This is a genomic window from Variovorax sp. PBL-H6, assembly GCF_901827155.1.
Taxonomy (GTDB): domain Bacteria; phylum Pseudomonadota; class Gammaproteobacteria; order Burkholderiales; family Burkholderiaceae_C; genus Variovorax.
Genome location: NZ_LR594659.1, coordinates 2540584 through 2562634, shown reverse-complemented (window position 1 = coordinate 2562634; position 22051 = coordinate 2540584). Strand labels below are relative to the sequence as shown.

Below are 22051 nucleotides of genomic sequence, written 5' to 3'. Positions count from 1 at the left end.
GGCGGATTATCCGCGGCCCGACGGCGCAGCATTGCTTTGCCAGTCGAGCACCCACGCGCCGGACAGGACGTTCTGCAGCCAGAGCGTGCAGGTCAGGGTCTTGGCATCCGAGACGGTGCCGTCGCGGCACCAGTCCAGCAATTGCGCCGGCGTGGCCGTGGTCGCCTCGACGAACTCCTCGTGATCGAGCTGCTGGCTGCCCCCCGTGAGACCGCGCGCAAAGTAGATGTGGATGATCTCGGTCGAATAGGCCACTGCCAGGTGCATGGCGCCGGCATGGGCCCACTCGCGGGCCGTATAGCCCGTTTCCTCCTGCAGCTCGCGCTGGCCGCAGAACAACGGGTCCTCGCCGGGGTCGAGCTTGCCGGCCGGAAACTCGGTCATCACCCGGTCGATCGGATAGCGGTACTGGCGCACCATTGCCACGCGACCATCGTCGAGCAACGGCACCACCACCACCGCGCCGGGATGGACGATGTACTCGCGGGTCGCGCTCTTGCCGTCGGGCAGGCGCACGGTGTCGCGCTTGGCATGCAGGAAGTTGCCCTTGAAGAGCTGCTCGCTGGCCATGCCCTCTTCCTTCAGATGCGCGTCGTCCATGTCATTTCCGGTGCTTGAGGAGGTAGCGCCACGTGAAGCCCGGGAAGGCGAGCACGATGAACAGCGCTGCCGTTACCGCGTAGAACTCCCAGCCCTGCGGCGCGATCTGGCCCGCGCGGCGCTCGAAAAGGAGGCCGATGCCGCCGGCCGCGAAATAGAGGATCACCAGCTCGCCCACTCGGAGGGCCAGCGATTTGGCGCGCCCCGCGAGCGGCACCACGCCGAGCAGGCGCTCGTTCAGGAAGGGCAGGTTGGCCGCAAGAAGCGCGACCAGCAGCACCACCCAGACGGACGCCCCCTGCGACACGGCCTCAGCCGGCCAGCGTGGCGACGATGGCCTTGGCGCAGAGCGCCATCAGGCCGCCGGGCAAGATGCCCAGGATCAGGATCAGCGCGCCATTCAGCGCCAGCACTGCGCGCACCTCGCGCGGCGCCGAGACCGTGCTTGCCGTCACCGGAGCGTCGAAGTACATGACCTTGACCACGCGGATGTAATAGAAGGCGCCGACCAGGGACATCACGACCGCGAACACCGCCAGCGCGATGTACAGGCCCTGGCCCGATGCGATCAGCGCCTGCAGCACCGCCAGCTTGGCATAGAACCCGACCAGCGGCGGGATGCCCGCCAGCGAGAACATGGCGATGGCCATCACGCCGGCGTAGAGCGGACTGCGCTGGTTGAGACCGGCCAGATCGGTGATCTCCTCGCTCTCGAAGCCCTCGCGCGCCAGCAGCAGGATGATGCCGAAGCTGGCCAGCGTGGTCAGCACGTAGGTCACGATGTAGAACATCGCGGCGCTGTAGGCGAACTGGGCGTTGTAGGTGCTGTTGTTGACCACGCCCGCGACCATGCCCAGCAGCATGAAGCCCATCTGCGAGATCGTCGAGTAGGCCAGCATGCGCTTGAGATTGGTCTGCGCAATGGCTGCCAGATTGCCCACCAGCAGCGAGGAAATAGCAAGCATCGCGAGCATCTGCTGCCAGTCGATGGCCAGCGGCAGCAGCCCCTCCACGAGCAGGCGGATGATGATGGCGAAGGCCGCGAGCTCGGGCGCGGCGCCGATCATCAGGGTGACAGCAGTGGGCGCGCCCTGGTAGACGTCAGGCACCCACATGTGGAACGGCGCCGCGCCGACCTTGAAGGCCAGGCCGGCCACGATGAACACCAGCCCGAAGACCAGCACCTGGTGGTTGACCTTGCGGCTGGCGATGGCCTTGAAAACCTCGGTGGTGTCGAGCGAGCCGGTGGCTCCGTACATCATCGACAGGCCGTAGAGCAGGAAGCCGCTGGCCATGGCGCCGAGGACGAAGTACTTCATCGCGGCCTCGCTGGCCACCGCGTTGTCGCGCCGCAGGGCGACCAGCGCATAACTCGACAGCGTGAGCAGCTCCAGGCCGAGATAGATCACCAGGAAGTTGCCGCCCGAGATCATCACGAAGATGCCCAGCAGCGAGAACATGCTCATGGTGAAGAGCTCGCCGCCACGCAACATGCCACGGTCGGCCGCATACGGCCGCCCATAGACGAGCGTGACCATCAATGCGAGCGAGGCAAAGCACTTGAGCCAGTTGCCCATGGGGTCGCTCACGACCATGCCGCCGAAGCCGTAGTGGGTCGCGGCGTCGGTGGCCTGCAGGCCGGTGAGGACGGCAACCACGGCCAGCGTGAGCAGTGTCAGCACGTAGGTGCGCGTGCGGTGGGTGTCGGTCGTGGACAGATCCACCAGCGCGATGATGCAGGTCATGACCAGCAGCACCAGCTCGGGGTAGATCGTCATCCAGCTGAGTTTGTCAATCATCTCGTTCTCTCAGGGCCTGGTTACTCAGCCCGGAATCTTGGACGTCTGCACGTGGCGCATCAGCTCGCTCACGGAGGCATTGGTCGCGTCGGTGAAGGGCTTGGGATACAGGCCCATCCACAGCACTGCGATCGCGAGCAGCGCCAGCATGAGGAACTCGCGGGCGTTGATGTCGCCCAGTTCCTTGACGTGATCGTTGCCCACTGGACCCAGGTAGACGCGCTTGTACATCCACAGCGTGTAGGCCGCGCCGAAGATCAGCGCCGTGGCCGCGCCCAGGCCCAGCCAGAAGTTGGCCTTGACCGCGCCGATGATCACCATCCATTCGCCGACGAAGCCTGCGGTCGCGGGCAGGCCGCAATTGGCCATCGCGAACAGCAAGGCGAAGGCCGCGAACTTGGGCATGGTGTTGACGACGCCGCCGTAGTCGGCGATCTGACGCGAATGCACGCGGTCGTACAGCACGCCGATGCACAGGAACATGGCGCCCGAGACAAAGCCGTGCGCGATCATCTGGACGATGCCGCCCGAGATCCCGATCTCGTTGAAGATGAAGAAACCCAGCGTGACGAAGCCCATGTGGGCCACCGACGAATAGGCCACCAGTTTCTTCATGTCTTCCTGGACCAGCGCCACGAGACCGACGTAGATCACCGCGACCAGCGACAGCGCGATCATGAGCCAGGCCCATTCGTGGGCGGCGTCGGGCGCGATCGGCATCGAAAAGCGCAGGAAGCCGTAGGCCCCTAGCTTCAGCATGATCGCCGCCAGCACCGCCGAGCCGCCGGTGGGCGCCTCGACGTGGACGTCGGGCAGCCAGGTGTGGACCGGCCACATCGGCACCTTGACCGCAAACGCCGCGAAGAAGGCGAAGAACAGGAAGGTCTGCTCCCTGGCCGTCAGCGGCAGCTTGTGCCAGCTCAGGATGTCGAAGCTCCCGCCAGAACGGTTGTAGAGATAGATCAGCGCGACCAGCATCAGGAGCGAGCCGAGCAGCGTGTAGATGAAGAACTTGAATGCAGCGTAGATCTTCTTCGGGCCGCCCCAGATACCAATGATCAGGTACATCGGGATCAGCGTCGCCTCGAAGAACGAGTAGAACAGCACGCCGTCGAGCGCCGAGAAGGTACCGATCATGAGCCCCGAAAGAATCAGGAAGGCGCCCATGTACTGGTTGACGCGCTCGGTGATCACTTCCCAGGCCGAGATCACCACGATGACGGTGATGAAGGCCGTCAGCAACACCAGCCACAGCGACAGGCCGTCAAGGCCGACGTGGTAGTTGACGTTGAAGCGCTCGATCCAGCTGCCCTTCTCGACGAACTGCATCGCGGCGGTGCCGTTCTGGAAACGCGTGTAGAGCGGAACGGTGGCCAGGAAGCTGACGATCGAACCGACCAGCGCGATCCAGCGCACGATGCTCGCGTGCTGCTCACGACCAATGGCGAGCAGTACGGCGCCAAAGACGATAGGCACCCAGATGGCAAGGCTCAACAGACCCATTTTTGTTTTTCTCCAGCGGCGCGCTTATCTGTTGAACCAGACGAAATACGTCATGAGGATGAAGATGCCCAGGAGCATCGCGAATGCGTAGTGATAGATGTAGCCCGACTGCATCCAGCGGATGACGCCGGCGATGCGGCCTATCGCCTTCCAGGAGCCGTCGACGATGGCCCCATCGATGATCCCCTGGTCGCCGCCCTTCCAGAGGCCGGTGCCCAGGGCGCGCGTGCCGCGCGCGATGAGGTTCTCGTTGATCCAGTCCATGTAGTACTTGTTTTCCAGCAGCCGGTAGACCGGGCCGAAGGCGCGCTTGATCGCCTCGGGCAGCGCCGGATTGACCAGGTACATGTACCAGGCCAGCACCACGCCGGCCAACGCCAGCCAGAACGGTGCGGCGGTCAGACCGTGCAGGCCCATGGCCATGGGGCCATGGAAGGCCTCGGCCAGTTCCTTCATCGCGTGATGCTTGTTGGCGTCGACGAAGATCGCGTCCTTGAAGAACTCGCCGTAGAGCATCGGATCGATCGTCATGTAGCCGATCACCACCGATGGGATGGCCAGCAGCACCAGCGGCAGCCAGACCACCCAGGGCGACTCGTGCGGCTTGGCGTGATCGTCATGGTGGCCATGATCGGGCTCGGCATCGGGCTCATGGTGATGCGCATCCGGATTCTGGTCGTAGCGCTCCTTGCCGTGGAAGACGAGGAAGTACATGCGGAACGAATAGAAGGCCGTCACGAACACGCCTGCGAGCACGGCCCAATACGCGAAGCTGGCGCCCCACAGATGGCTCTCGTGCACCGCTTCGATGATGCTGTCCTTCGAGTAGAAGCCCGCGAAGAATGGCATGCCGATCAGCGCCAGCGAACCGAGCAGCGAGGTGATCCAGGTGATAGGCATGTACTTGCGCACGCCGCCCATCCAGCGGATGTCCTGGTTGTGGTGCATGCCGATGATCACCGAACCGGCGCCGAGGAACAGCAACGCCTTGAAGAAGGCGTGCGTCATCAGGTGGAACACCGCGACCGAGTACGCCGAGGCGCCCAGGGCGACCGTCATGTAGCCCAACTGGGAGAGCGTGGAATAGGCCACCACGCGCTTGATGTCGTTCTGGATGATGCCGAGAAAGCCCATGAAGATCGCCGTGATCGCGCCGATCACCAGCACGAAGGAGAGGGCCGTATCGCTCAGCTCGAACAGCGGCGACATGCGCGCCACCATGAAGATGCCGGCGGTGACCATGGTCGCCGCGTGGATCAGCGCAGAGATGGGAGTGGGGCCTTCCATCGAGTCCGGCAGCCACACGTGCAGCGGGAACTGGGCGCTCTTGCCCATCGCGCCGATGAACAGGCAGATGCAGATCACGGTGATCAGCATCCAGTCGGTTCCGGGGAAGCCCAGTGTGGCCAGTTCATTCGCCTTGGCGAAGGCCTCGCCGTAGTTCAGCGTGCCGGCGTATGCGGCAATCAGGCCGATGCCGAGGATGAAGCCGAAGTCACCCACGCGGTTGACCAGGAAGGCCTTGAGGTTGGCGAAGATGGCGCTCGGCTTGTTGTACCAGAAGCCGATCAGCAAGTAAGACACCAGGCCCACGGCTTCCCAGCCGAAGAACAACTGGAGCATGTTGTTGCTCATCACCAGCATCAGCATGGAGAAGGTGAAGAGCGATATGTAGGCAAAGAAGCGGTTGTAGCCCTCGTCCTCCTCCATGTAGCCGATGGTGTAGATGTGCACCATGAGCGAGACGAAGGTGACGACGCACATCATCATGGCCGTCAGGCCGTCGACCAGGAAGCCGACTTCCATCCTGAGGCCGCCGACCACCATCCATTCGTAGATCGTGGCGTTGAAACGGGCGCCGTCGGCGACCACGCTCTTGAGCGTCATGGCCGAGATGACGAAGGCCACGAAGACGCCGAGGATGGTCAGAGAGTGCGAAGCACGGCGGCCGAAGCGGTTGCCACCGAACTTGGTGCCGAACAGCCCGGCCAGCAATGAGCCGACGAGCGGCGCCAGGGGAACCGCGAGCAGCGCGGAGGCAGAGAGTGTTGCGCTCATGTGATTGCCCTTTAACCCTTGAGCGCGTTGAGTTCGTCGACGTTGATGTTCGACTTGTTGCGGAACAGCAGCACCAGCAGCGCCAGCCCGATTGCGGATTCCGCTGCGGCCACCGTCAGGATGAAGAACACGAAGATCTGGCCGTGCATGTCGCCCAGGAAGTACGAGAAGGCGACGAAGTTCATGTTGACGGCGAGCAGCATCAGCTCGATGCACATCAAGAGAACGATCAGGTTCTTCCGGTTCAGGAAGATGCCGATCACCGACAACGCGAAGAGCATCGCACCGAGCGAGAGGAAGTGTCCGAGCGTAAGGGTCATGCCTTGGTCTCCCCGGCTGCAGGCGCTTTTTCGGCCACGGGTTGCGCGGCCTGCGTCACCGGCATCTGCACGATGCGCACGCGGTCGCGCGCCTTCACGCGCACCTGGTCGGCGGGGTTCACGTACTTGCTGTCCTTGCGCGTGCGCAGCGTGAGTGCAATGGCTGCGACGATGGCCACGAGCAGGATGACGGCCGCGATCTCCAGCGGGAAGAGGTATTCGGAGTAGAGCAGCTTGCCGAGCTCCAAAGTGTTGGAGGAGTCCGGGCCGGTGGCCATCGGACGGCGCGGCTCGGCAAGGCGGAAGCCGCCCATCAGCACTGCCGCCATCTCCAGCGCGATGAGCGCCCCCACTCCCGCGGCGAGCGGGAAATGCTTCCAGAAGCCCTGCCGCAATGCGTCGACGTTGATGTCGAGCATCATCACCACGAACAGGAACAGCACCATCACCGCGCCCACGTAGACCAGCACCAGCGAGATGGCGAGAAATTCGGCACGCAGCAGCAGCCAGATGGCAGAGGCCTGGAAGAAGGCGAGCACCAGGTAGAGCGCCGCATACACAGGATTGCGTGAGGTGATGACGCGGAAGGCCGCGAACAGCAGCACCGCGGCGAACAGGTAGAACAGACCGGTCTTGACGTCCATGGATCGGTTTCGTTATTTGTTGTCGGGCCGAGTCCGCTCAGCGGTACTTGGCGTCGGCCGCCTTGTTGGCGGCAATTTCTTTTTCGTAGCGGTCGCCCACGGCCAGCAGCATGTCCTTGGTGAAGTACAGGTCGCCCCGTTTCTCGCCGTGGTATTCCAGGATGTGTGTCTCGACGATGGAGTCGACCGGGCAACTCTCCTCGCAGAAGCCGCAAAAGATGCACTTGGTCAGGTCGATGTCGTAGCGCGTGGTGCGGCGTGAGCCGTCATCGCGCACGTCCGACTCGATGGTGATGGCGAGCGCCGGGCACACGGCCTCGCAGAGCTTGCAGGCGATGCAGCGCTCCTCGCCGTTCTCGTAGCGGCGCAGCGCGTGAAGGCCGCGAAATCGCGGGCTGAGCGGCGTCTTCTCTTCCGGGAACTGCACCGTGATTTTGCGTGCGAAGGCGTACTTGCCCGTGACGGCCAGGCCCTTGAACAGTTCGACCAGCATGAAGCTGGACAGGAAGTCCTTGAGCGAGAAGGCCGACGCCTTCGTGTTCGATGATGAGCGCGCAAGCGCGCGTGCAGTGCTCGCAGCCATGGCGATTCCAGTTATTTCCAGATATTGAACGGGGTCTGCATCCAGGCGCCGACCACCACCAGCCACACCAGCGTGACCGGGATGAAGATCTTCCAGCCCAGACGCATGATCTGGTCATAGCGGAAGCGCGGGAAGGTCGAGCGGACCCACAGGAACATGGTGACCACGACGAAGGTCTTGAGGCCGAGCCAGATCCAGCCGGGGATGAAGCCCAGGAAATCGAAAGGAGGCAGCCACCCGCCGAGGAACAGCACGGCGCACAGAATGGAGACCAGCCACATGTTGGCGTACTCGGCCAGGAAGAACATGGCGAAGCTCATGCCCGAGTACTCGATCATGTGTCCGGCGACGATTTCCGATTCGCCTTCCACCACGTCGAAGGGATGGCGGTTGGTCTCGGCCAGGCCCGAGATGAAGTAGACGACGAAGATCGGCAGCAGCGACAGCCAGTTCCATGACAGGAAACCGATGCCCATCGAGGCGAAGTGGCCCTTGCCCTGCCCCATCACGATGTCGGTCATGTTGAGACTGGCGGACACCATCAGCACGACCACGAAGCAGAAGCCCATTGCGATCTCGTAGCTCACCATCTGCGCCGAGGCGCGCAGCGCGCCCAGGAAGGCGTACTTGGAATTCGACGCCCAGCCAGCAATGATCACGCCGTAGACCTCGAGAGAGGTAATGGCCATGACGAAGAGCAGGCCGGCGTTGATGTTGGCCAGCGCGACCTCGGGGCCGAAAGGGATCACGGCCCAGGCGGCGAGCGCCGGCATGATGGTCATGATCGGCCCCAACAGGAACAGCCCCTTGTTGGCGACCGTGGGAAGGATGATTTCCTTGGTCAGCAGCTTGAGCGCATCGGCGATGGGTTGCAGCAGGCCCAGCGGACCGATGCGGTTCGGGCCCACGCGGATCTGGGTGAAACCGATGGCCTTTCGTTCCCACAACGTGAGATAGGCCACGGCGCCCATCAACGGCAACACGACGACGACGATCTTGATCAGCGTCCAGATCACCGGCCAGGCGACGGCGGTCCACCATGGGGCCGCGACCAGGCCGAGGCCGAAGCCATGAAGGCTGTCGATCATGCGAGCACCTCCTGCGCATCGTCGACGTGCGGGGCGCGTGCATCGGCGGTGAGCTGGAGCGAGGGCGCACGGCGCACGATCGAATCGAGCTGGTAGATCGAGGCGACGACCGGTGCCGCGGCCGGCGTGGTCCGTTCGCCGTCAAGGCGCGCCGCGGTGGCGTTGCTCAGCCTGTCGGCCGTCAGCAAGCCGGAGCCCAGGCCGATGTCGGCCTGTACCTCGGCCACCGACTCGAAAGAGAAGCCCGGCAGGCCCAGCAGGTTGGCGAGCACGCGCAGCACTTTCCAGGCAGGGCGTGTCTCGCCCAGCGGCTTCACCACGGCATGGAAGCCCTGCACGCGACCTTCGGCATTGACGAAGCTGCCGGGCGTTTCGCTGAAGGGCGCGATCGGGAGCAGGACGTCGCTGAATTCGAGATTGGCCTTGAAGGGGCTCAAGGTCACGACCATCTGGGCATGCGTCAGCGCATCGCGAGCACTGACGCCGGCCGCCGAGTCGAACACCGGCTCGGTGTTGAGCAGCAGCACGGCCTTGAGCGCACCCGACAGCATCGCGCCCGCGTTCAGCCCGGCGTCCATTGGCAACGCGCCGACGAGCTGGGCGCCGACCGTGTTGGCGGCCTCGGTCAGATAGCCGACGCTCGCGCCCGTCTGGGCGCCGATCCAGTTGGCGAGTGCCAGCAGTGCGCTGGCGTCGGCGTGGTGGGCAGCGGCATTGCCGAGCAGGATGGCCTTGCGCTCGCCTCCGAGCAGCGAGGCAGCGATCGCCTTGGCCTGGTCGCCGGGTTCGGAAGAGCGGTCGATCGGGGCGGCCGCGCCAGTTGTCGCAGCGATCGCGCCAGCAATCTCGGCGAGCCAGTCGATCCAGTCGTGCGCCGGCACGCGCACGGCATTTGCAACCGACATGGCCCAGGCTTCATCGTCAGACAGTAGCTCTGGCGACGTGAGCGCGCTGAGCACCCCACCCTTGCGCAAGGCCTGGCGAATGCGCTGCGCGAAAAGCGGATGATCCTTGCGCAGGTTGCTGCCGACCACCAGAACGCGCTGCAATTGCGATAGCGAGGCGATCGAGGTGCCCAGCCATCGCACGCCCTCGAAGGCGCGGAACTCGGCATGGCGCAGGCGGTGATCGATATTGGCGCTGCCCAGGCCCTGCATGAGCAGCTTGGCCAGGTGCAGCTCTTCCAGCGTGCTGTGCGGGCTCGCCAGCGTACCGATGCTGTGCGCGCCATGGTCTGCCTTGATCTGCTTTAGGCCGTTGGCCACGTATTCGAGCGCAGTCTGCCAGTCGACGGGCTGCCATTGGCCACCCTGTTTCAGCATGGGCTGCGTGAGGCGCTCGGACCCGTTCAGTGCCTCGTACGAGAAGCGGTCGCGATCCGCGATCCAGCACTCGTTGACGTCTTCGTTCTCGAGCGGCACCACGCGCATCACGCGGTTGTTCTTGACCTGCACGATCAGGTTGGCACCCGTCGAATCGTGCGGGCTTACGGACTTGCGGCGCGACAGCTCCCAGGTGCGCGCGCTGTAGCGGAAGGGCTTGCTGGTGAGCGCACCGACCGGGCACAGGTCGATCATGTTGCCCGACAGCTCGGAATCGACCGAATCTCCGAGGAAGGTCTCGATCTCGGAATGCTCGCCGCGCTGGGTCATGCCGAGCTCCATCACGCCGGCCACTTCCTGGCCGAAGCGTACGCAGCGGGTGCAGTGGATGCAACGGCTCATCTCTTCCATGCTGATGAGCGGACCCACGTCCTTGTGGAAGACGACGCGCTTCTCTTCCTCGTAGCGCGAGGAAGAACCGCCGTAGCCCACGGCCAGGTCCTGCAGCTGGCACTCTCCGCCCTGGTCGCAGATCGGGCAGTCGAGCGGGTGATTGATCAGCAGGAACTCCATGACCGACTGCTGGGCCTTGATGGCCTTGTCGCTCTTGGTGCGCACGATCATGCCCTGCGTCACCGGCGTTGCGCAGGCAGGCATCGGCTTGGGCGCCTTTTCGACGTCGACCAGGCACATGCGGCAATTGGCCGCGATGCTGAGCTTCTTGTGATAGCAGAAGTGCGGGATGTAGGTGCCTGCCTTGTCAGCCGCATGCATCACCATGCTGCCTTCGGTCACTTCGACCTTCTTGCCGTCGAGTTCGATTTCAACCATGTCTTGTTTTCTCGCTCAGGCCTTGATCGGTGCCGTGGGCACATAGCCGGGAATCAAGGCTTCGAACTCGTGCCGGAAATGCTTGATCATGGCGCGCACCGGCATCGCGGCGGCGTCGCCCAACGCACAGATGGTGCGCCCCTGGATGTTGTCGGCAACCGAGTTCAGCAGGTCCATGTCGCTGGGCTTGCCAAACCCGTTGTGGATACGGTCCACCACGCGCCAGAGCCAGCCCGTGCCCTCGCGGCAAGGCGTGCACTGGCCGCAGGACTCATGCATGTAGAAGTAGGAAAGTCGCTTGAGCGACTCGACCATGGAGCGGCTGTCGTCCATGACGATCACCGCGCCCGAGCCCAGCATGGAGCCGGCCTTGGCAATGGAGTCGTAGTCCATCGTGCACTCCATCATGATGGAGGCCGGCAGCACCGGCGCCGAAGAACCACCCGGGATCACCGCCTTGAGTTGGCGGCCCTTGCGCACGCCGCCCGCGAGCTCGAGCAGCTTCGCGAAAGGCGTGCCCATCGGCACTTCGTAGTTGCCGGGCAGCTCGACGTCACCGCTGACGGAGTAGATCTTGGTGCCGCCGTTATTGGGCTTGCCGCACTCCAGATAGGCAGGGCCGCCGTTCACGATGATCCATGGCACCGCCGCGAAGGTCTCGGTGTTGTTGATGGTGGTCGGCTTGCCGTAGAGACCGAAGCTGGCCGGGAACGGCGGCTTGAAGCGCGGCTGGCCCTTCTTGCCTTCGAGCGATTCCAGCAGCGCCGTCTCTTCGCCGCAGATGTAGGCGCCGAAGCCGTGCGACGCGTGCAGCTGGAAGCTGAAGCTGCTGCCCAGGATGTTGTCGCCCAGGAACCCGGCCGCCCTCGCCTCTTCCAGCGCCTCTTCGAAGCGCTCGTAGGTCTGGAAGATCTCGCCATGGATGTAGTTGTAGCCCACGCTGATGCCCATCGCGTACGCCGCGATGGCCATGCCCTCGATCACGATGTGCGGGTTGAACTGCAGGATGTCGCGGTCCTTGCAGGTGCCGGGCTCGCCCTCGTCCGAGTTGCAGACCAGGTACTTCTGCCCGGGAAACTGCCGAGGCATGAAGCTCCACTTAAGGCCGGTCGGAAAGCCCGCGCCGCCGCGGCCGCGCAGGCCCGAGGCCTTGACTTCGGCGATCACCTGCTCCGGCGTGAGGCCCTCGCCGAGGATCTTGCGAAGCGCCTTGTAGCCGCCACGCGCTTCGTAGTCTGCCAGCCGCCAGTTGGTGCCGTCGAGACCGGCATAGATCTGGGGCTCGATGTGGCGATCATGGAAGCAGGTCTGGACGCCGGTGGCCTGGAACTGCGAAAGCACTTGCTCGGGCGTCATCATTGCGCGCCCTCCGTCTTTGCGCCGCGAAGGCCGTCGACCAATTGATCGAGCTTTTCGTTGCTCATGAAACTGCACATGGTGCGGTCGTTGACCAGCATCACGGGGGAATCGGCGCAGGCGCCGAGGCACTCGCTCTGCTGGAGGGTGAACATGCCGTCGGCGGTGGTCTCGCCCATCTTGATGCCCAGCTTCTTCTCGAGGTGCGCCAACGCGACCGCTCCGTCGCGCAGCTGGCACGGCAGGTTGGTGCAGACGTTGAGCTTGAACTTGCCCACCGGCTGCTGGTTGTACATGTTGTAGAAGGTCGTGACCTCACGCACGGCAATCGGTGCCATGCCGAGGTAAGCGGCGATTTCGCGCTCGCGCTGCATGCTGACGTAGCCGTCTTCCTTCTGCACGATCGTGAGCAAGGCCATGACGGCCGACTGCTTGCCGGAAGCCGGGTACTTGGCGACCTCGCGTGCGAAAAGCGCCAGCGTGGCGTCGGACAGAGGCGCCTGAGTGCTGTGGGTGGTGTCGGAAGTCATTGGTTCGCTCACCTGTCGATTTCGCCGAAGACAATGTCCATGGTGCCGATCACCGCGACCGCATCGGCGATCATGTGGCCGCGCGACATCTCGTCAAGCGCTGCCAGGTGCGGAAAACCTGGCGCACGGATCTTCAGGCGGTAGGGCTTGTTGGCCCCATCGCTCACGAGATAGATGCCGAACTCGCCCTTGGGGTGCTCGACGGCCGCATAGGCCTCGCCCTCTGGCACATGGAAGCCTTCGGTGAAGAGCTTGAAATGGTGGATCAGCTCCTCCATGTTCGCCTTCATCGATTCACGCGCGGGGGCTGCCACCTTGTGGTTGTCGGTGATCACCGGGCCGGGGTTGGTGCGCAGCCACGCCGAGCACTGCTGGATGATCCGATTGGCCTGGCGCATTTCCTCGACCCGTACGAGGTAGCGGTCATAGCAGTCCCCGGTCTTGCCGACCGGCACGTCGAATTCCATCTTGTCGTAGACGTCGTAGGGCTGCTTCTTGCGCAAGTCCCACTCGACGCCCGAGCCCCGCAGCATTGGGCCGGTGAAGCCCAGGTTGAGGGCGCGCTCGGGGGTGACGACGCCGATGCCGACGGTGCGCTGCTTCCAGATGCGGTTGTCGGTGAGCAGCGTTTCGTACTCGTCGACCATTTTCGGAAAGCGTTTGCAGAAGTCGTCGACGAAGTCGAGCATCGAACCCTGGCGGTTTTCGTTGAGCTTCTCGATCGCCTTCGCGTTCTTGATCTTGCTGATCTTGTACTGCGGCATCGCGTCCGGCAGGTCGCGGTAGACGCCACCCGGCCGGAAGTAGGCCGCGTGCATGCGGGCACCGGACACTGCCTCGTACAGATCGAACAGGTCCTCGCGCTCGCGGAAGCAGTAGATGAGCATGTTCATCGCACCGCAGTCCAGGCCGTGCGCACCCAGCCACAACAAATGGTTCAGCAAGCGCGTGATCTCGGCGAACATCACGCGGATGTACTGCGCGCGCACAGGCACCTCGAGGCCCAGCATCCGCTCGATGGCGAGGCAGTAGGCGTGCTCGTTGCACATCATCGAGACGTAATCCAGCCGGTCCATGTAGGGCAGCGACTGAATATAGGTACGGGTCTCTGCGAGTTTCTCCGTCGCGCGATGCAGCAGGCCGATGTGCGGATCGGCGCGCTGGATCACCTCGCCGTCGAGCTCGAGCACCAGGCGCAACACGCCGTGCGCCGCAGGATGCTGGGGTCCGAAGTTGAGCGTGTAGTTCTTGATGTCGGCCATATCGGTTTCAGTGCAATCCGCCGTAGTTGTCTTCGCGAATCACGCGCGGAGTGATCTCGCGCGGCTCGATCGAGACCGGCTGGTAGATCACGCGCTTCTGCTCCGCGTCGTAGCGCATCTCGACGTGGCCCGAGACAGGGAAGTCCTTGCGGAAAGGATGGCCGATGAAGCCGTAATCGGTCAGGAGGCGGCGCAGGTCATCGTGACCCTCGAACACGATTCCGTAGAGGTCGAAGGCTTCGCGCTCGAACCACGTCGCGGCACTCCAGATACCGGTCAGCGAATCGACCACCGGCAGGTCCTCGTTGGGCACGAAGACCTTGAGGCGCACGCGCTGGTTGAGGCTCACGGAAAGCAGATGCGAAACCACGCAGAAACGCTCACCTTCCCACTCGCCTTCCCGGTAGTCGGAATAGTCCAGGCCGCAAAGGTCGATCAGCTGCTCGAACTTGCAGCCGGGCGCATCGCGCAGCAACTGCGCGACCTCCAGGTAGCCGGCGGCAGGCACCACCACCGTCACTTCGCCGAGCGCGACGGTCACGCTCCTGGCCTTGTTGCCGAGCGTCTCGGTGATCTGGGCGTGCAGCGCCTCGGGAGAAATCGCAAAGTCGGTCATCGTCTCTCTCGTCTCTCGCCTTTCAGGCACGCGCGATCGTGTTGGTGCGGCGAATCTTCTGCTGGAGCTGGATGATTCCGTAGAGCAGCGCCTCTGCAGTGGGCGGACAGCCCGGCACATAGACATCGACCGGCACGATGCGGTCGCACCCACGCACGACCGAGTAGCTGTAGTGGTAGTAGCCGCCGCCGTTGGCGCACGAGCCCATCGATAGCACCCAACGCGGCTCGGGCATCTGGTCGTAGACCTTCCGCAGGGCAGGCGCCATCTTGTTGCAAAGCGTGCCGGCCACGATCATCAGATCGGACTGACGCGGGCTCGGACGAAACAGCATGCCGAAGCGGTCGATGTCGTAGCGGGCGGCGCCGGCATGCATCATTTCCACCGCGCAGCAGGCGAGGCCGAAGGTCATCGGCCAGAGTGATCCCGTCTTGGCCCAGTTCACGACCGAGTCATAGGTCGTGGTAACGAAGCCTTCTTTCATGACGCCTTCAATGGCCATGGTGGTTCCTTGTCATTCCCAATCGAGCGCACCCTTTTTCCATTCGTAGACGAAGCCCACGACGAGGATGGCGAGAAAAATCATCATGGCCCAGAAGCCGACCGGACCGATCTGCTTGAGCGCGATCGCCCACGGGAAGAGGAAGGCGATTTCGAGATCGAAAAGGATGAAGAGAATCGCCACGAGGTAGTAGCGCACATCGAACTTCATGCGCGCGTCTTCGAAGGCCTCGAAGCCGCATTCGTAGGGCGAATTCTTTTGGGCGTCCGGCCGGTTGGGGCCGAGGATGTAACCGAGAACCTGAGGCGCTACGCCTACACCGACTCCGACCAGAATGAACAACAGGACGGGGAGGTAGGAATCGAGATTCATCGGGGTCTTTACCGCTTAACGCCGACAGGAAGATCAAGCTCCCTGTCGGCGAGATTTGGTGCCGTCGGCGAGACTCGAACTCGCACAGCTTTCGCCACTACCCCCTCAAGATAGCGTGTCTACCAATTTCACCACGACGGCGGTGTTTGCATGTCCGGATGGCATGAGGAACCTGTGAGGTTTTGGCTTTCCGGGCAGCTTTAGAGTTTACCCTGAAACGGAGCCGTTTTCTTTTGACGGTTCATTGAAAACGGCAGGCAACCTCCAGCCGTGATTCGCGGAGTCCGAAGGGTGCAGGCTCACTTGGTCGGGATCTGTGCAGCGCCCGAAGCCGGTGCTGCCGGCGCCGGTGCACCGGCGGGCGGCGCCGCAGGCGCAGTGCCCGACGGAATCTGCGAGGCCGGAGCCGAAGCCGCCGGCGCAGGTGCCGGTGCAGGCGTGCCGATCGCGGCCCGCTCGAGCAAGCTGCCCCCGCCGGTGGGGCGCGCGTGGCTGAAGTAGGCCAGCAGCAGGGTGCACGCGAAGAAGACCGCAGCCAGCACACCGGTGGTGCGCGAAAGGAAGTTCGCGCTTCCGCTTGCACCGAACAGGCTCCCTGCGCTGCCGCTGCCGAAGGCAGCACCCATGTCGGCGCCCTTGCCGTGCTGGATCAGGATCAGCCCGATCATCGCGAGCGCTGCGAGCATCTGCACGCCCACGAGGATGTTGAGGACCACGTTCATTCGTTCTAACTCCTAAATTCGTTCTCGGTAGCGCGGCTTTCAGCGCGCCGCAGCAATGATCTGCAAAAAATCCGGGGCCTTGAGCGACGCGCCGCCGATCAGTCCGCCGTCGATGTCGGGCTGGGCGAGCAACTCGGCCGCATTGGCGGCATTCATGCTGCCGCCGTACAGGATGCGGATACCCGCGGCATGTTCATTTGCCGCATGGTGCAGTTGCGCACGCAGCAGCGCATGCACCGACTGCGCCTGCTCGGGCGTTGCGGTCTTGCCGGTGCCGATGGCCCACACCGGCTCGTAGGCCACCACGATCTCGCTGATGCAATGGCCATTGACATGGATAACCGCCGCAAGCTGGCGTTTGACAACTTCTTCGGTGTGCCCTGCCTCGCGCTCCGCGAGCGTCTCGCCGACGCACACGATCGGCGTGATGCCGTTGGCGAGCGCGGCGGCGGCCTTGGCGGCCACCCCTTCATCCGTCTCGCCGTGGTATTGGCGGCGTTCCGAGTGGCCCACGATCGCGTAACGCGCGCCGAAGTCCTTCAGCATCGTGGCGGATTGCTCGCCGGTGAATGCGCCTTGCTGTTGGGCCGACAGGTCCTGCGCCCCCAGGGCGATCGGCGAGCCGGCCAGCAGCGCCGAGAGCTGCGCGAGGTAAGGTGCCGGCACGCACACCGCGACCTCGCAGCCCGGCGTGCCCACGCCCTGCAGCAGTGCCTTCACCAACACTTCGTTGGCAGCCAGGCTGCCGTTCATCTTCCAGTTGCCGGCGATGAGTTTCTTCTTCGGCGTCATATCTTTGTCGTCGTTCACCAGGTCAGCACGATCTTGCCGATGTGCTGGTTGGATTCCATCAGTACATGAGCTTGGGCGGCACCGCTCGGGTCGCCTTGCGCTGCGAACACGCTGTGAATCACGGGCTTGACGGCGCCGCTCTCGAGCAACGGCCAAACCTTCTCGCGCAAGGATCTGGCGATCGCGGCCTTGAACGCAACCGGCCGCGGCCGCAGCGTCGAACCGGTGACGGTCAGCCGCCGACGCAGCACGAGGCCCGCGTTGAACTCGCTCTTGGTGCCGCCCTGCACCGCGATGATCACCAGCCGGCCGTCCTCGGCCAGGCATTCGATCTCGCGCGGCACGTAGGCACCGGCCACCATGTCGAGAATGACGTCGACACCCTTGCCGCCAGTCAAGCGCTTGGCCTCTTCGGCGAAGTCTGCCGTCTTGTAGTTGATCGCATGGTCTGCGCCGAGCTTACGGCAGGCTTCACATTTCTCGTCGCTGCCCGCAGTTGCGATCACGGTGGCGCCAAAGGCCTTGCCGAGCTGGATCGCGGTCACGCCGATGCCGCTCGTGCCACCCTGGATCAGCAAGGTCTCGCCCTTTTGCAGCCGTCCGCGGTCGAACACGTTGCTCCACACCGTGAAGAAGGTCTCCGGCAGCGAGGCCGCCTCGGCATCGCTCCAGCCCTTGGGCACCGGCAGGCATTGGGCGACAGGCGCTACGCAGAGCTCGGCGTAGCCCCCGCCGGCGACCAGCGCACACACGCGATCGCCGATCGCGAAGCCGGCCTCCTTCATGGCCGCGGCATCGCCCGAGACGATCTCGCCGGCCAACTCGAGGCCTGGCAGGTCCGAGGCGCCCGGCGGCACCGGATAGTTACCAGTGCGCTGGAGCACGTCGGGGCGATTCACACCACTGGCGGCCACCCGGATCAGCAACTCGCCCGCACCGGCAGCCGGCGCAGGCCGCTCGGCCATGCGCAGCACCTCGGGTGCGCCGAAGGAAGTGATTTCAATGGCTTTCATGCATTTCTCGGCTGTAACGCCCGCCCTCGAGGGTGGACGCAGGGTTGAACGACGGCAACGATGTCACCGCCCTCTCCTGTCATACCTGGCGGTCTCCGCCAGTCGGCTCTTGCGGACGCGAGTCCTGCTCGACCGCCACCGCCTGCTCGCCTGCGGGCTCGCCGCTGTCGACACGCGGTGCGCGCTCACCCCGAGGCGGACGATCGCCACGCTCGCGCCGCTCGCCGCGCTCCTCGCGTGGCGGACGCTCGCTGAACTCCATGCCGGCAGGGCGCTCGGCCAGCGCCTTCATCGACAGCTTGACGCGCCCCTTGTCGTCCGTCTCCAGCACCTTGACCTTCACGATCTGGCCTTCGCTGAGGTAGTCGGTCACCTTCTCGACGCGCTCGTGGGCGATCTGGCTGATGTGCAGCAGGCCGTCCTTGCCCGGGAGCAGGTTGATCAGCGCGCCGAAGTCCAGGATCTTGGTGACCGGACCTTCGTAGATCTTGCCGATCTCGACCTCCGCCGTGATCTGCTCGATGCGCTTCTTGGCCTCCTCGGCCTTGGCCGGATCAGTGGAGGCAATGGTGATCGTGCCGTCCTCGTCGATGTTGATCTGGGTGCCGGTCTCCTCGGTCAGCGCGCGGATCACCGAGCCGCCCTTGCCGATCACGTCGCGGATCTTCTCGGGGTTGATCTTCATCGTGAACAGGCGCGGCGCGAAGCTGGACACCTCGGCCTTGGCTTCGCCCATGGCTTCCTGCATCTTGCCGAGGATGTGCATGCGCGCTTCCTTGGCCTGGGCCAGGGCGACCTGCATGATTTCCTTGGTAATGCCCTGGATCTTGATGTCCATCTGCAACGCGGTGATGCCGTTGGTCGTGCCGGCCACCTTGAAGTCCATGTCGCCCAGGTGATCCTCGTCGCCCAGGATATCGGTCAGCACCGCGAAGCGGTTGTCTTCCTTGATCAGGCCCATCGCGATGCCGGCCACATGCGCCTTCATCGGCACGCCGGCGTCCATCATCGAGAGACACCCGCCGCAGACCGAAGCCATCGAAGAGGAGCCGTTCGACTCGGTGATCTCGGACACCACGCGAATGGTGTAGGGGAATTCTTCCTTGGTCGGCAGGCAGGCCACGAGCGCGCGCTTGGCGAGCCGGCCGTGGCCGACTTCGCGGCGCTTCGTCGAGCCCATGCGGCCCACTTCGCCAGTGGCAAAGGGAGGCATGTTGTAGTGGAACAGGAAGCGGTCTTCGTATTCGCCGGCGAGCGCGTCGATGCGCTGCGCGTCGCGTTCCGTACCCAGAGTCGTCACCACGAGCGCCTGCGTTTCGCCGCGCGTGAACAGCGCCGATCCGTGGGTGCGCGGCAGCACGCCGTTGCGGATCTCGATGGGACGCACGGTGCGGGTGTCGCGGCCGTCGATGCGCGGCTCGCCTGCCAGGATCTGGCTGCGCACGATCTTCGATTCGATGGCGAACAGCAGGTCGCTGACCTTGCCCGCGTCGAAAGCCTCGCCGCTTTCCTTCAGCGACGCCATCACGCTCGCGTTGGCTTCGCGCAGGGCCTGCGTGCGGGCTTGCTTGCTGCGGATCTGGTAGGCAGCGCGCAGCTTTTCCTCGGCCAGGCCATTGATCCTGGCGACGAAGGCTTCGTCCTCGGCGGGCGGCTGCCAGTCCCAGACGGGCTTGCCGGCTTCACGCACGAGTTCGTGGATCGCGTTGATTGCAACGCCAGCCTGCTCGTGGCCGAACACGACGCCCCCAAGCATGATTTCCTCGCTCAGCTGCAGCGCTTCGGACTCGACCATCAGCACGGCTGCTTCGGTGCCGGCGACGACCAGGTCCATCTGCGATTCCTTGCGGGCGGTCTGCCCCGGGTTCAGCACGTACTGGCCGTTGACGTAACCCACGCGCGCAGCACCGATCGGACCGTTGAAGGGAATGCCGGAGATGGAGAGCGCGGCGCTCACGCCGAGCATCGCAGCGATGTCGGCATCGACCTCCGGGTTGAGCGACAGGGTGTGGATCACCACATGCACCTCGTTCAGGAATCCCTCGGGGAACAGCGGACGAATCGGGCGGTCGATGAGGCGCGAGGTCAGGGTTTCCAGTTCGCTGGGCTTGGCTTCCCGCTTGAAGAAACTGCCGGGGATCTTGCCGGCGGCGTAGGTCTTCTCGATGTAGTCGACGGTCAGCGGGAAGAAGTCCTGTCCGGGCTTGGCCGACTTGGAGGCGACTACGGTCGCCAGGATGACCGTGCCGTCGATGTCGACGACCACGGCGCCGCCGGCCTGGCGGGCGATTTCGCCGGTTTCCATGACGACGGTCTTGTCGCCCCACTGGAAGGTCTTGGTGACTTTGTTGAAGAGGCTCATGTCTAGCTCCTGTTTCTTGTGGGCGGTTCGGCCTGCTGCAATCGCAGGTTCCGCAGGGATGGGGCGCTTTTCAGAACACGATGCCATTCCAGGGAAGCTCGGGGAAAAGCTCCATTGGAATGACACAGCTTCGCTCTGTACGGCACTCCTGATTCGATTCGCGAAGTAAAAAACGCCTGAGCTAGCGGACTAACCCAGGCGTTCCTTCATGCGAATCAGCTTACTTGCGCAGACCCAGCTTGGCGATCAGCGCGGTGTAACGGTCGGCGTCCTTGGACTTCAGATAGTCCAGCAGCTTGCGGCGGCGGCTCACCATGCGAAGCAGGCCGCGGCGACCGTGGTGGTCCTTGGCGTGCGTCTTGAAGTGCGGGGTGAGTTCGTTGATGCGGGCGGTCAGCAGTGCGACTTGCACTTCGGGGCTGCCGGTGTCGTTGGCGGCGCGGGCGTTGTCCTTGACAACTTCGGCCTTGATGGAGGCTGCGATCATTTGATGAGTTTCCTGTTCCGGGATGTTTGACTTGCGGCGAGCGGTGGAACTGCACGCGCCGTGCGCCTTGCGGCATGCAAAGCCTTGGGATTATATATCGGCCGCGCCGATCAAGCGCGGGGTTGCTCCGCAAGCCAGTCCCGCAGTCGCTCCACGCCGCGCACCAGGCGCTGCGGGTCCTGCGAAGCGAAGCACCAGCGCAGCCAGCCCTGCGCCTGCGGCGCGAAGGCGTTGCCGGGCGCGAGGCCGAGCCCCGCCTCGGCCACCAGCCGCTTGGCCAGCATCAGCGAATCGTCGAAGCCCTCGAGACGGAAGAAGGCGTACATGCCGCCGCGCGCCGGCGCGACCTGCACGCCGGGAAGGCTGGCCAGCAGCGGCACCAGCGTATCGCGGCAGGTCTTCAGGTGCGCGACCACGCGCGGCGTGATCTCCGCGCTGTGCACGAGCGCCGCGACGCCCGCGCGCTGGGTGAACACGCTGGTGCACGAGGTGTTGAACTCGATCAGCTTGCCCATGCCCTCCACCATCGCCGGCGGCAGCACCAGCCAGCCCAGCCGCCAGCCGGTCATCAGGAAGCTCTTGGAGAAGCTGTGGACCACCACCAGCCGGTCGTCCGGCGCAGCCACGTCGAGGAAGCTGGGCGCGCATCCATTCGACGTCGGCTCGTAGTAGAGGCGCTCATAGACCTCGTCTGCCAGGATCCAGGTGCCTGTCTTCCTGCAATGGTCCAGGATCGCCTGCTGCTCGTCACGCGTGAGGGTCCAGCCGGTCGGGTTATTGGGGGCATTGAGAACCAACAGCTTGGTCGCGGGAGTCACAGCCGCGCGGAGCGCGTCGAGCTCCAGCGTCCACTGCCCATTCCTCGGCACCAGCGGCACGCTGCGCAGGCGCGCACCGAGTATCGCGGGCTGCGCGGTCAGGTTGGGCCACACAGGCGTGACCGCCACGACCTCGTCGCCGGCATCGACCAGGGCCTGCACCGCCAGCATCAAGGCGCTCACGCCGCCCGACGTGATGGCAATGCGCCCCGCATCGATTGTGGGATGCAGCGCGCTCATGTACCGCGCGACTGCCTCGCGCAGCTCGGGCAGGCCGAGGTTGTGGGCATAGAAGGTTTCGCCTTGTTGCAGCGACTCGATGGCCGCACGGCGGATCGGTTCAGGCGTCACCTCGTCGCCTTCGCCGAACCAGAACGCCAGCACGTCGGCACGCCCCATGCCGGCGTTGGCGACCTCGCGGATCTTGGAGGCTTCGAGGTTGTGGATGGCTTCCCGCATCTTGATTCTTTC

The 22051-nt window shown here is 64.3% G+C and carries 22 protein-coding genes and 1 tRNA gene; all 23 read right to left on the bottom strand.

Features of this window, described 5'->3' with window-relative positions; translation table 11 throughout:
- Nucleotides 1–6: 6 nt before the first annotated feature.
- Nucleotides 7–600, bottom strand: a complete 594-nt coding sequence (locus G3W89_RS12165) for an NUDIX domain-containing protein (RefSeq protein ID WP_162574321.1) — start codon at nt 598–600, stop codon at nt 7–9.
- 1 nt (nt 601) lies between these two features.
- The gene (locus G3W89_RS12160) at nt 602–907 is read right to left on the bottom strand and encodes a DUF2818 family protein (protein WP_162574320.1); all 306 of its coding nucleotides are present in this window, start codon (nt 905–907) and stop codon (nt 602–604) included.
- Between the two features lie 4 nt (nt 908–911).
- Entirely contained in the window at nt 912–2399 is a 1488-nt protein-coding gene (nuoN, locus tag G3W89_RS12155; protein WP_162574319.1) for an NADH-quinone oxidoreductase subunit NuoN, read from the bottom strand.
- A 24-nt stretch (nt 2400–2423) separates the two neighbouring features.
- Nucleotides 2424–3902 carry an NADH-quinone oxidoreductase subunit M gene (locus G3W89_RS12150; protein WP_162574318.1) on the bottom strand — a complete coding sequence of 493 codons (1479 nt, stop codon included), beginning with the start codon at nt 3900–3902 and terminating at the stop codon, nt 2424–2426.
- Between the two features lie 24 nt (nt 3903–3926).
- Entirely contained in the window at nt 3927–5960 is a 2034-nt protein-coding gene (nuoL, locus tag G3W89_RS12145; RefSeq protein WP_162574317.1) for an NADH-quinone oxidoreductase subunit L, read from the bottom strand.
- Between the two features lie 11 nt (nt 5961–5971).
- Nucleotides 5972–6280, bottom strand: a complete 309-nt coding sequence (nuoK, locus tag G3W89_RS12140) for an NADH-quinone oxidoreductase subunit NuoK (RefSeq protein WP_028248920.1) — start codon at nt 6278–6280, stop codon at nt 5972–5974.
- Nucleotides 6277–6924: an NADH-quinone oxidoreductase subunit J gene (locus G3W89_RS12135; RefSeq protein ID WP_162574316.1), complete on the bottom strand. Its 648-nt coding sequence runs from the start codon at nt 6922–6924 to the stop codon at nt 6277–6279. Before G3W89_RS12135 ends, nuoK begins: the two co-directional genes overlap by 4 nt.
- Nucleotides 6925–6961: 37 nt before the next feature.
- Nucleotides 6962–7507 carry an NADH-quinone oxidoreductase subunit NuoI gene (gene nuoI / locus G3W89_RS12130; RefSeq protein WP_162574315.1) on the bottom strand — a complete coding sequence of 182 codons (546 nt, stop codon included), beginning with the start codon at nt 7505–7507 and terminating at the stop codon, nt 6962–6964.
- 11 nt (nt 7508–7518) lie between these two features.
- On the bottom strand, nt 7519–8595 hold the full coding sequence (nuoH, locus tag G3W89_RS12125; RefSeq protein WP_162574314.1) for an NADH-quinone oxidoreductase subunit NuoH: 1077 nt from the start codon (nt 8593–8595) through the stop codon (nt 7519–7521).
- Nucleotides 8592–10748 (bottom strand): NADH-quinone oxidoreductase subunit NuoG, encoded by a 2157-nt coding sequence (gene nuoG / locus G3W89_RS12120; protein WP_162574313.1) that lies wholly within the window; start codon nt 10746–10748, stop codon nt 8592–8594. The genes nuoH and nuoG overlap by 4 nt, the downstream gene beginning before the upstream one ends.
- 15 nt (nt 10749–10763) lie before the next feature.
- Entirely contained in the window at nt 10764–12107 is a 1344-nt protein-coding gene (nuoF, locus tag G3W89_RS12115; protein ID WP_162574312.1) for an NADH-quinone oxidoreductase subunit NuoF, read from the bottom strand.
- Nucleotides 12104–12634, bottom strand: coding sequence for an NADH-quinone oxidoreductase subunit NuoE (gene nuoE / locus G3W89_RS12110; protein WP_162574311.1), 531 nt, complete (start codon nt 12632–12634; stop codon nt 12104–12106). The genes nuoF and nuoE overlap by 4 nt, the downstream gene beginning before the upstream one ends.
- Nucleotides 12635–12642: 8 nt before the next feature.
- On the bottom strand, nt 12643–13896 hold the full coding sequence (locus G3W89_RS12105; RefSeq protein WP_162574310.1) for an NADH-quinone oxidoreductase subunit D: 1254 nt from the start codon (nt 13894–13896) through the stop codon (nt 12643–12645).
- 7 nt (nt 13897–13903) lie between these two features.
- Nucleotides 13904–14512, bottom strand: coding sequence for an NADH-quinone oxidoreductase subunit C (locus G3W89_RS12100; RefSeq protein ID WP_162574309.1), 609 nt, complete (start codon nt 14510–14512; stop codon nt 13904–13906).
- A 22-nt stretch (nt 14513–14534) separates the two neighbouring features.
- A complete protein-coding gene (locus tag G3W89_RS12095; RefSeq protein ID WP_021008163.1) occupies nt 14535–15014 on the bottom strand; it encodes a NuoB/complex I 20 kDa subunit family protein in 480 nt (159 codons plus the stop codon).
- 12 nt (nt 15015–15026) lie between these two features.
- A complete protein-coding gene (locus G3W89_RS12090; protein ID WP_068678761.1) occupies nt 15027–15386 on the bottom strand; it encodes an NADH-quinone oxidoreductase subunit A in 360 nt (119 codons plus the stop codon).
- Nucleotides 15387–15442: 56 nt separating this feature from the next.
- Nucleotides 15443–15527: transfer RNA gene (locus G3W89_RS12085), tRNA-Leu, on the bottom strand.
- Between the two features lie 158 nt (nt 15528–15685).
- The gene (gene secG / locus G3W89_RS12080; protein ID WP_162574308.1) at nt 15686–16108 is read right to left on the bottom strand and encodes a preprotein translocase subunit SecG; all 423 of its coding nucleotides are present in this window, start codon (nt 16106–16108) and stop codon (nt 15686–15688) included.
- Nucleotides 16109–16147: 39 nt separating this feature from the next.
- Complete coding sequence (gene tpiA / locus G3W89_RS12075) at nt 16148–16900, bottom strand: triose-phosphate isomerase (RefSeq protein WP_162577443.1); 753 nt, start codon at nt 16898–16900, stop codon at nt 16148–16150.
- 14 nt (nt 16901–16914) lie between these two features.
- Nucleotides 16915–17913: an NAD(P)H-quinone oxidoreductase gene (locus G3W89_RS12070; RefSeq protein WP_162574307.1), complete on the bottom strand. Its 999-nt coding sequence runs from the start codon at nt 17911–17913 to the stop codon at nt 16915–16917.
- Between the two features lie 79 nt (nt 17914–17992).
- Nucleotides 17993–20275, bottom strand: coding sequence for a polyribonucleotide nucleotidyltransferase (gene pnp, locus G3W89_RS12065; protein ID WP_162574306.1), 2283 nt, complete (start codon nt 20273–20275; stop codon nt 17993–17995).
- A 220-nt stretch (nt 20276–20495) separates the two neighbouring features.
- Complete coding sequence (gene rpsO, locus G3W89_RS12060) at nt 20496–20762, bottom strand: 30S ribosomal protein S15 (protein ID WP_007837783.1); 267 nt, start codon at nt 20760–20762, stop codon at nt 20496–20498.
- Between the two features lie 110 nt (nt 20763–20872).
- Entirely contained in the window at nt 20873–22045 is a 1173-nt protein-coding gene (locus tag G3W89_RS12055) for a pyridoxal phosphate-dependent aminotransferase (protein ID WP_269475002.1), read from the bottom strand.
- Nucleotides 22046–22051 lie beyond the last annotated feature (6 nt).

Excerpts from the sequence above, each read along its gene's own strand:
- G3W89_RS12165 (WP_162574321.1), bottom strand. The coding sequence starts at position 600 with ATGGACGACGCGCATCTGAAGGAAGAGGGCATGGCCAGCGAGCAGCTC.
- nuoN (WP_162574319.1), bottom strand. The coding sequence starts at position 2,399 with ATGATTGACAAACTCAGCTGGATGACGATCTACCCCGAGCTGGTGCTG.
- G3W89_RS12150 (WP_162574318.1), bottom strand. The coding sequence starts at position 3,902 with ATGGGTCTGTTGAGCCTTGCCATCTGGGTGCCTATCGTCTTTGGCGCC.
- nuoL (WP_162574317.1), bottom strand. The coding sequence starts at position 5,960 with ATGAGCGCAACACTCTCTGCCTCCGCGCTGCTCGCGGTTCCCCTGGCG.
- nuoK (WP_028248920.1), bottom strand. The coding sequence starts at position 6,280 with ATGACCCTTACGCTCGGACACTTCCTCTCGCTCGGTGCGATGCTCTTC.
- G3W89_RS12135 (WP_162574316.1), bottom strand. The coding sequence starts at position 6,924 with ATGGACGTCAAGACCGGTCTGTTCTACCTGTTCGCCGCGGTGCTGCTG.
- nuoI (WP_162574315.1), bottom strand. The coding sequence starts at position 7,507 with ATGGCTGCGAGCACTGCACGCGCGCTTGCGCGCTCATCATCGAACACG.
- nuoH (WP_162574314.1), bottom strand. The coding sequence starts at position 8,595 with ATGATCGACAGCCTTCATGGCTTCGGCCTCGGCCTGGTCGCGGCCCCA.
- nuoG (WP_162574313.1), bottom strand. The coding sequence starts at position 10,748 with ATGGTTGAAATCGAACTCGACGGCAAGAAGGTCGAAGTGACCGAAGGC.
- nuoF (WP_162574312.1), bottom strand. The coding sequence starts at position 12,107 with ATGATGACGCCCGAGCAAGTGCTTTCGCAGTTCCAGGCCACCGGCGTC.
- nuoE (WP_162574311.1), bottom strand. The coding sequence starts at position 12,634 with ATGACTTCCGACACCACCCACAGCACTCAGGCGCCTCTGTCCGACGCC.
- G3W89_RS12105 (WP_162574310.1), bottom strand. The coding sequence starts at position 13,896 with ATGGCCGACATCAAGAACTACACGCTCAACTTCGGACCCCAGCATCCT.
- G3W89_RS12100 (WP_162574309.1), bottom strand. The coding sequence starts at position 14,512 with ATGACCGACTTTGCGATTTCTCCCGAGGCGCTGCACGCCCAGATCACC.
- G3W89_RS12095 (WP_021008163.1), bottom strand. The coding sequence starts at position 15,014 with ATGGCCATTGAAGGCGTCATGAAAGAAGGCTTCGTTACCACGACCTAT.
- G3W89_RS12090 (WP_068678761.1), bottom strand. The coding sequence starts at position 15,386 with ATGAATCTCGATTCCTACCTCCCCGTCCTGTTGTTCATTCTGGTCGGA.
- secG (WP_162574308.1), bottom strand. The coding sequence starts at position 16,108 with ATGAACGTGGTCCTCAACATCCTCGTGGGCGTGCAGATGCTCGCAGCG.
- tpiA (WP_162577443.1), bottom strand. The coding sequence starts at position 16,900 with ATGACGCCGAAGAAGAAACTCATCGCCGGCAACTGGAAGATGAACGGC.
- G3W89_RS12070 (WP_162574307.1), bottom strand. The coding sequence starts at position 17,913 with ATGAAAGCCATTGAAATCACTTCCTTCGGCGCACCCGAGGTGCTGCGC.
- pnp (WP_162574306.1), bottom strand. The coding sequence starts at position 20,275 with ATGAGCCTCTTCAACAAAGTCACCAAGACCTTCCAGTGGGGCGACAAG.
- rpsO (WP_007837783.1), bottom strand. The coding sequence starts at position 20,762 with ATGATCGCAGCCTCCATCAAGGCCGAAGTTGTCAAGGACAACGCCCGC.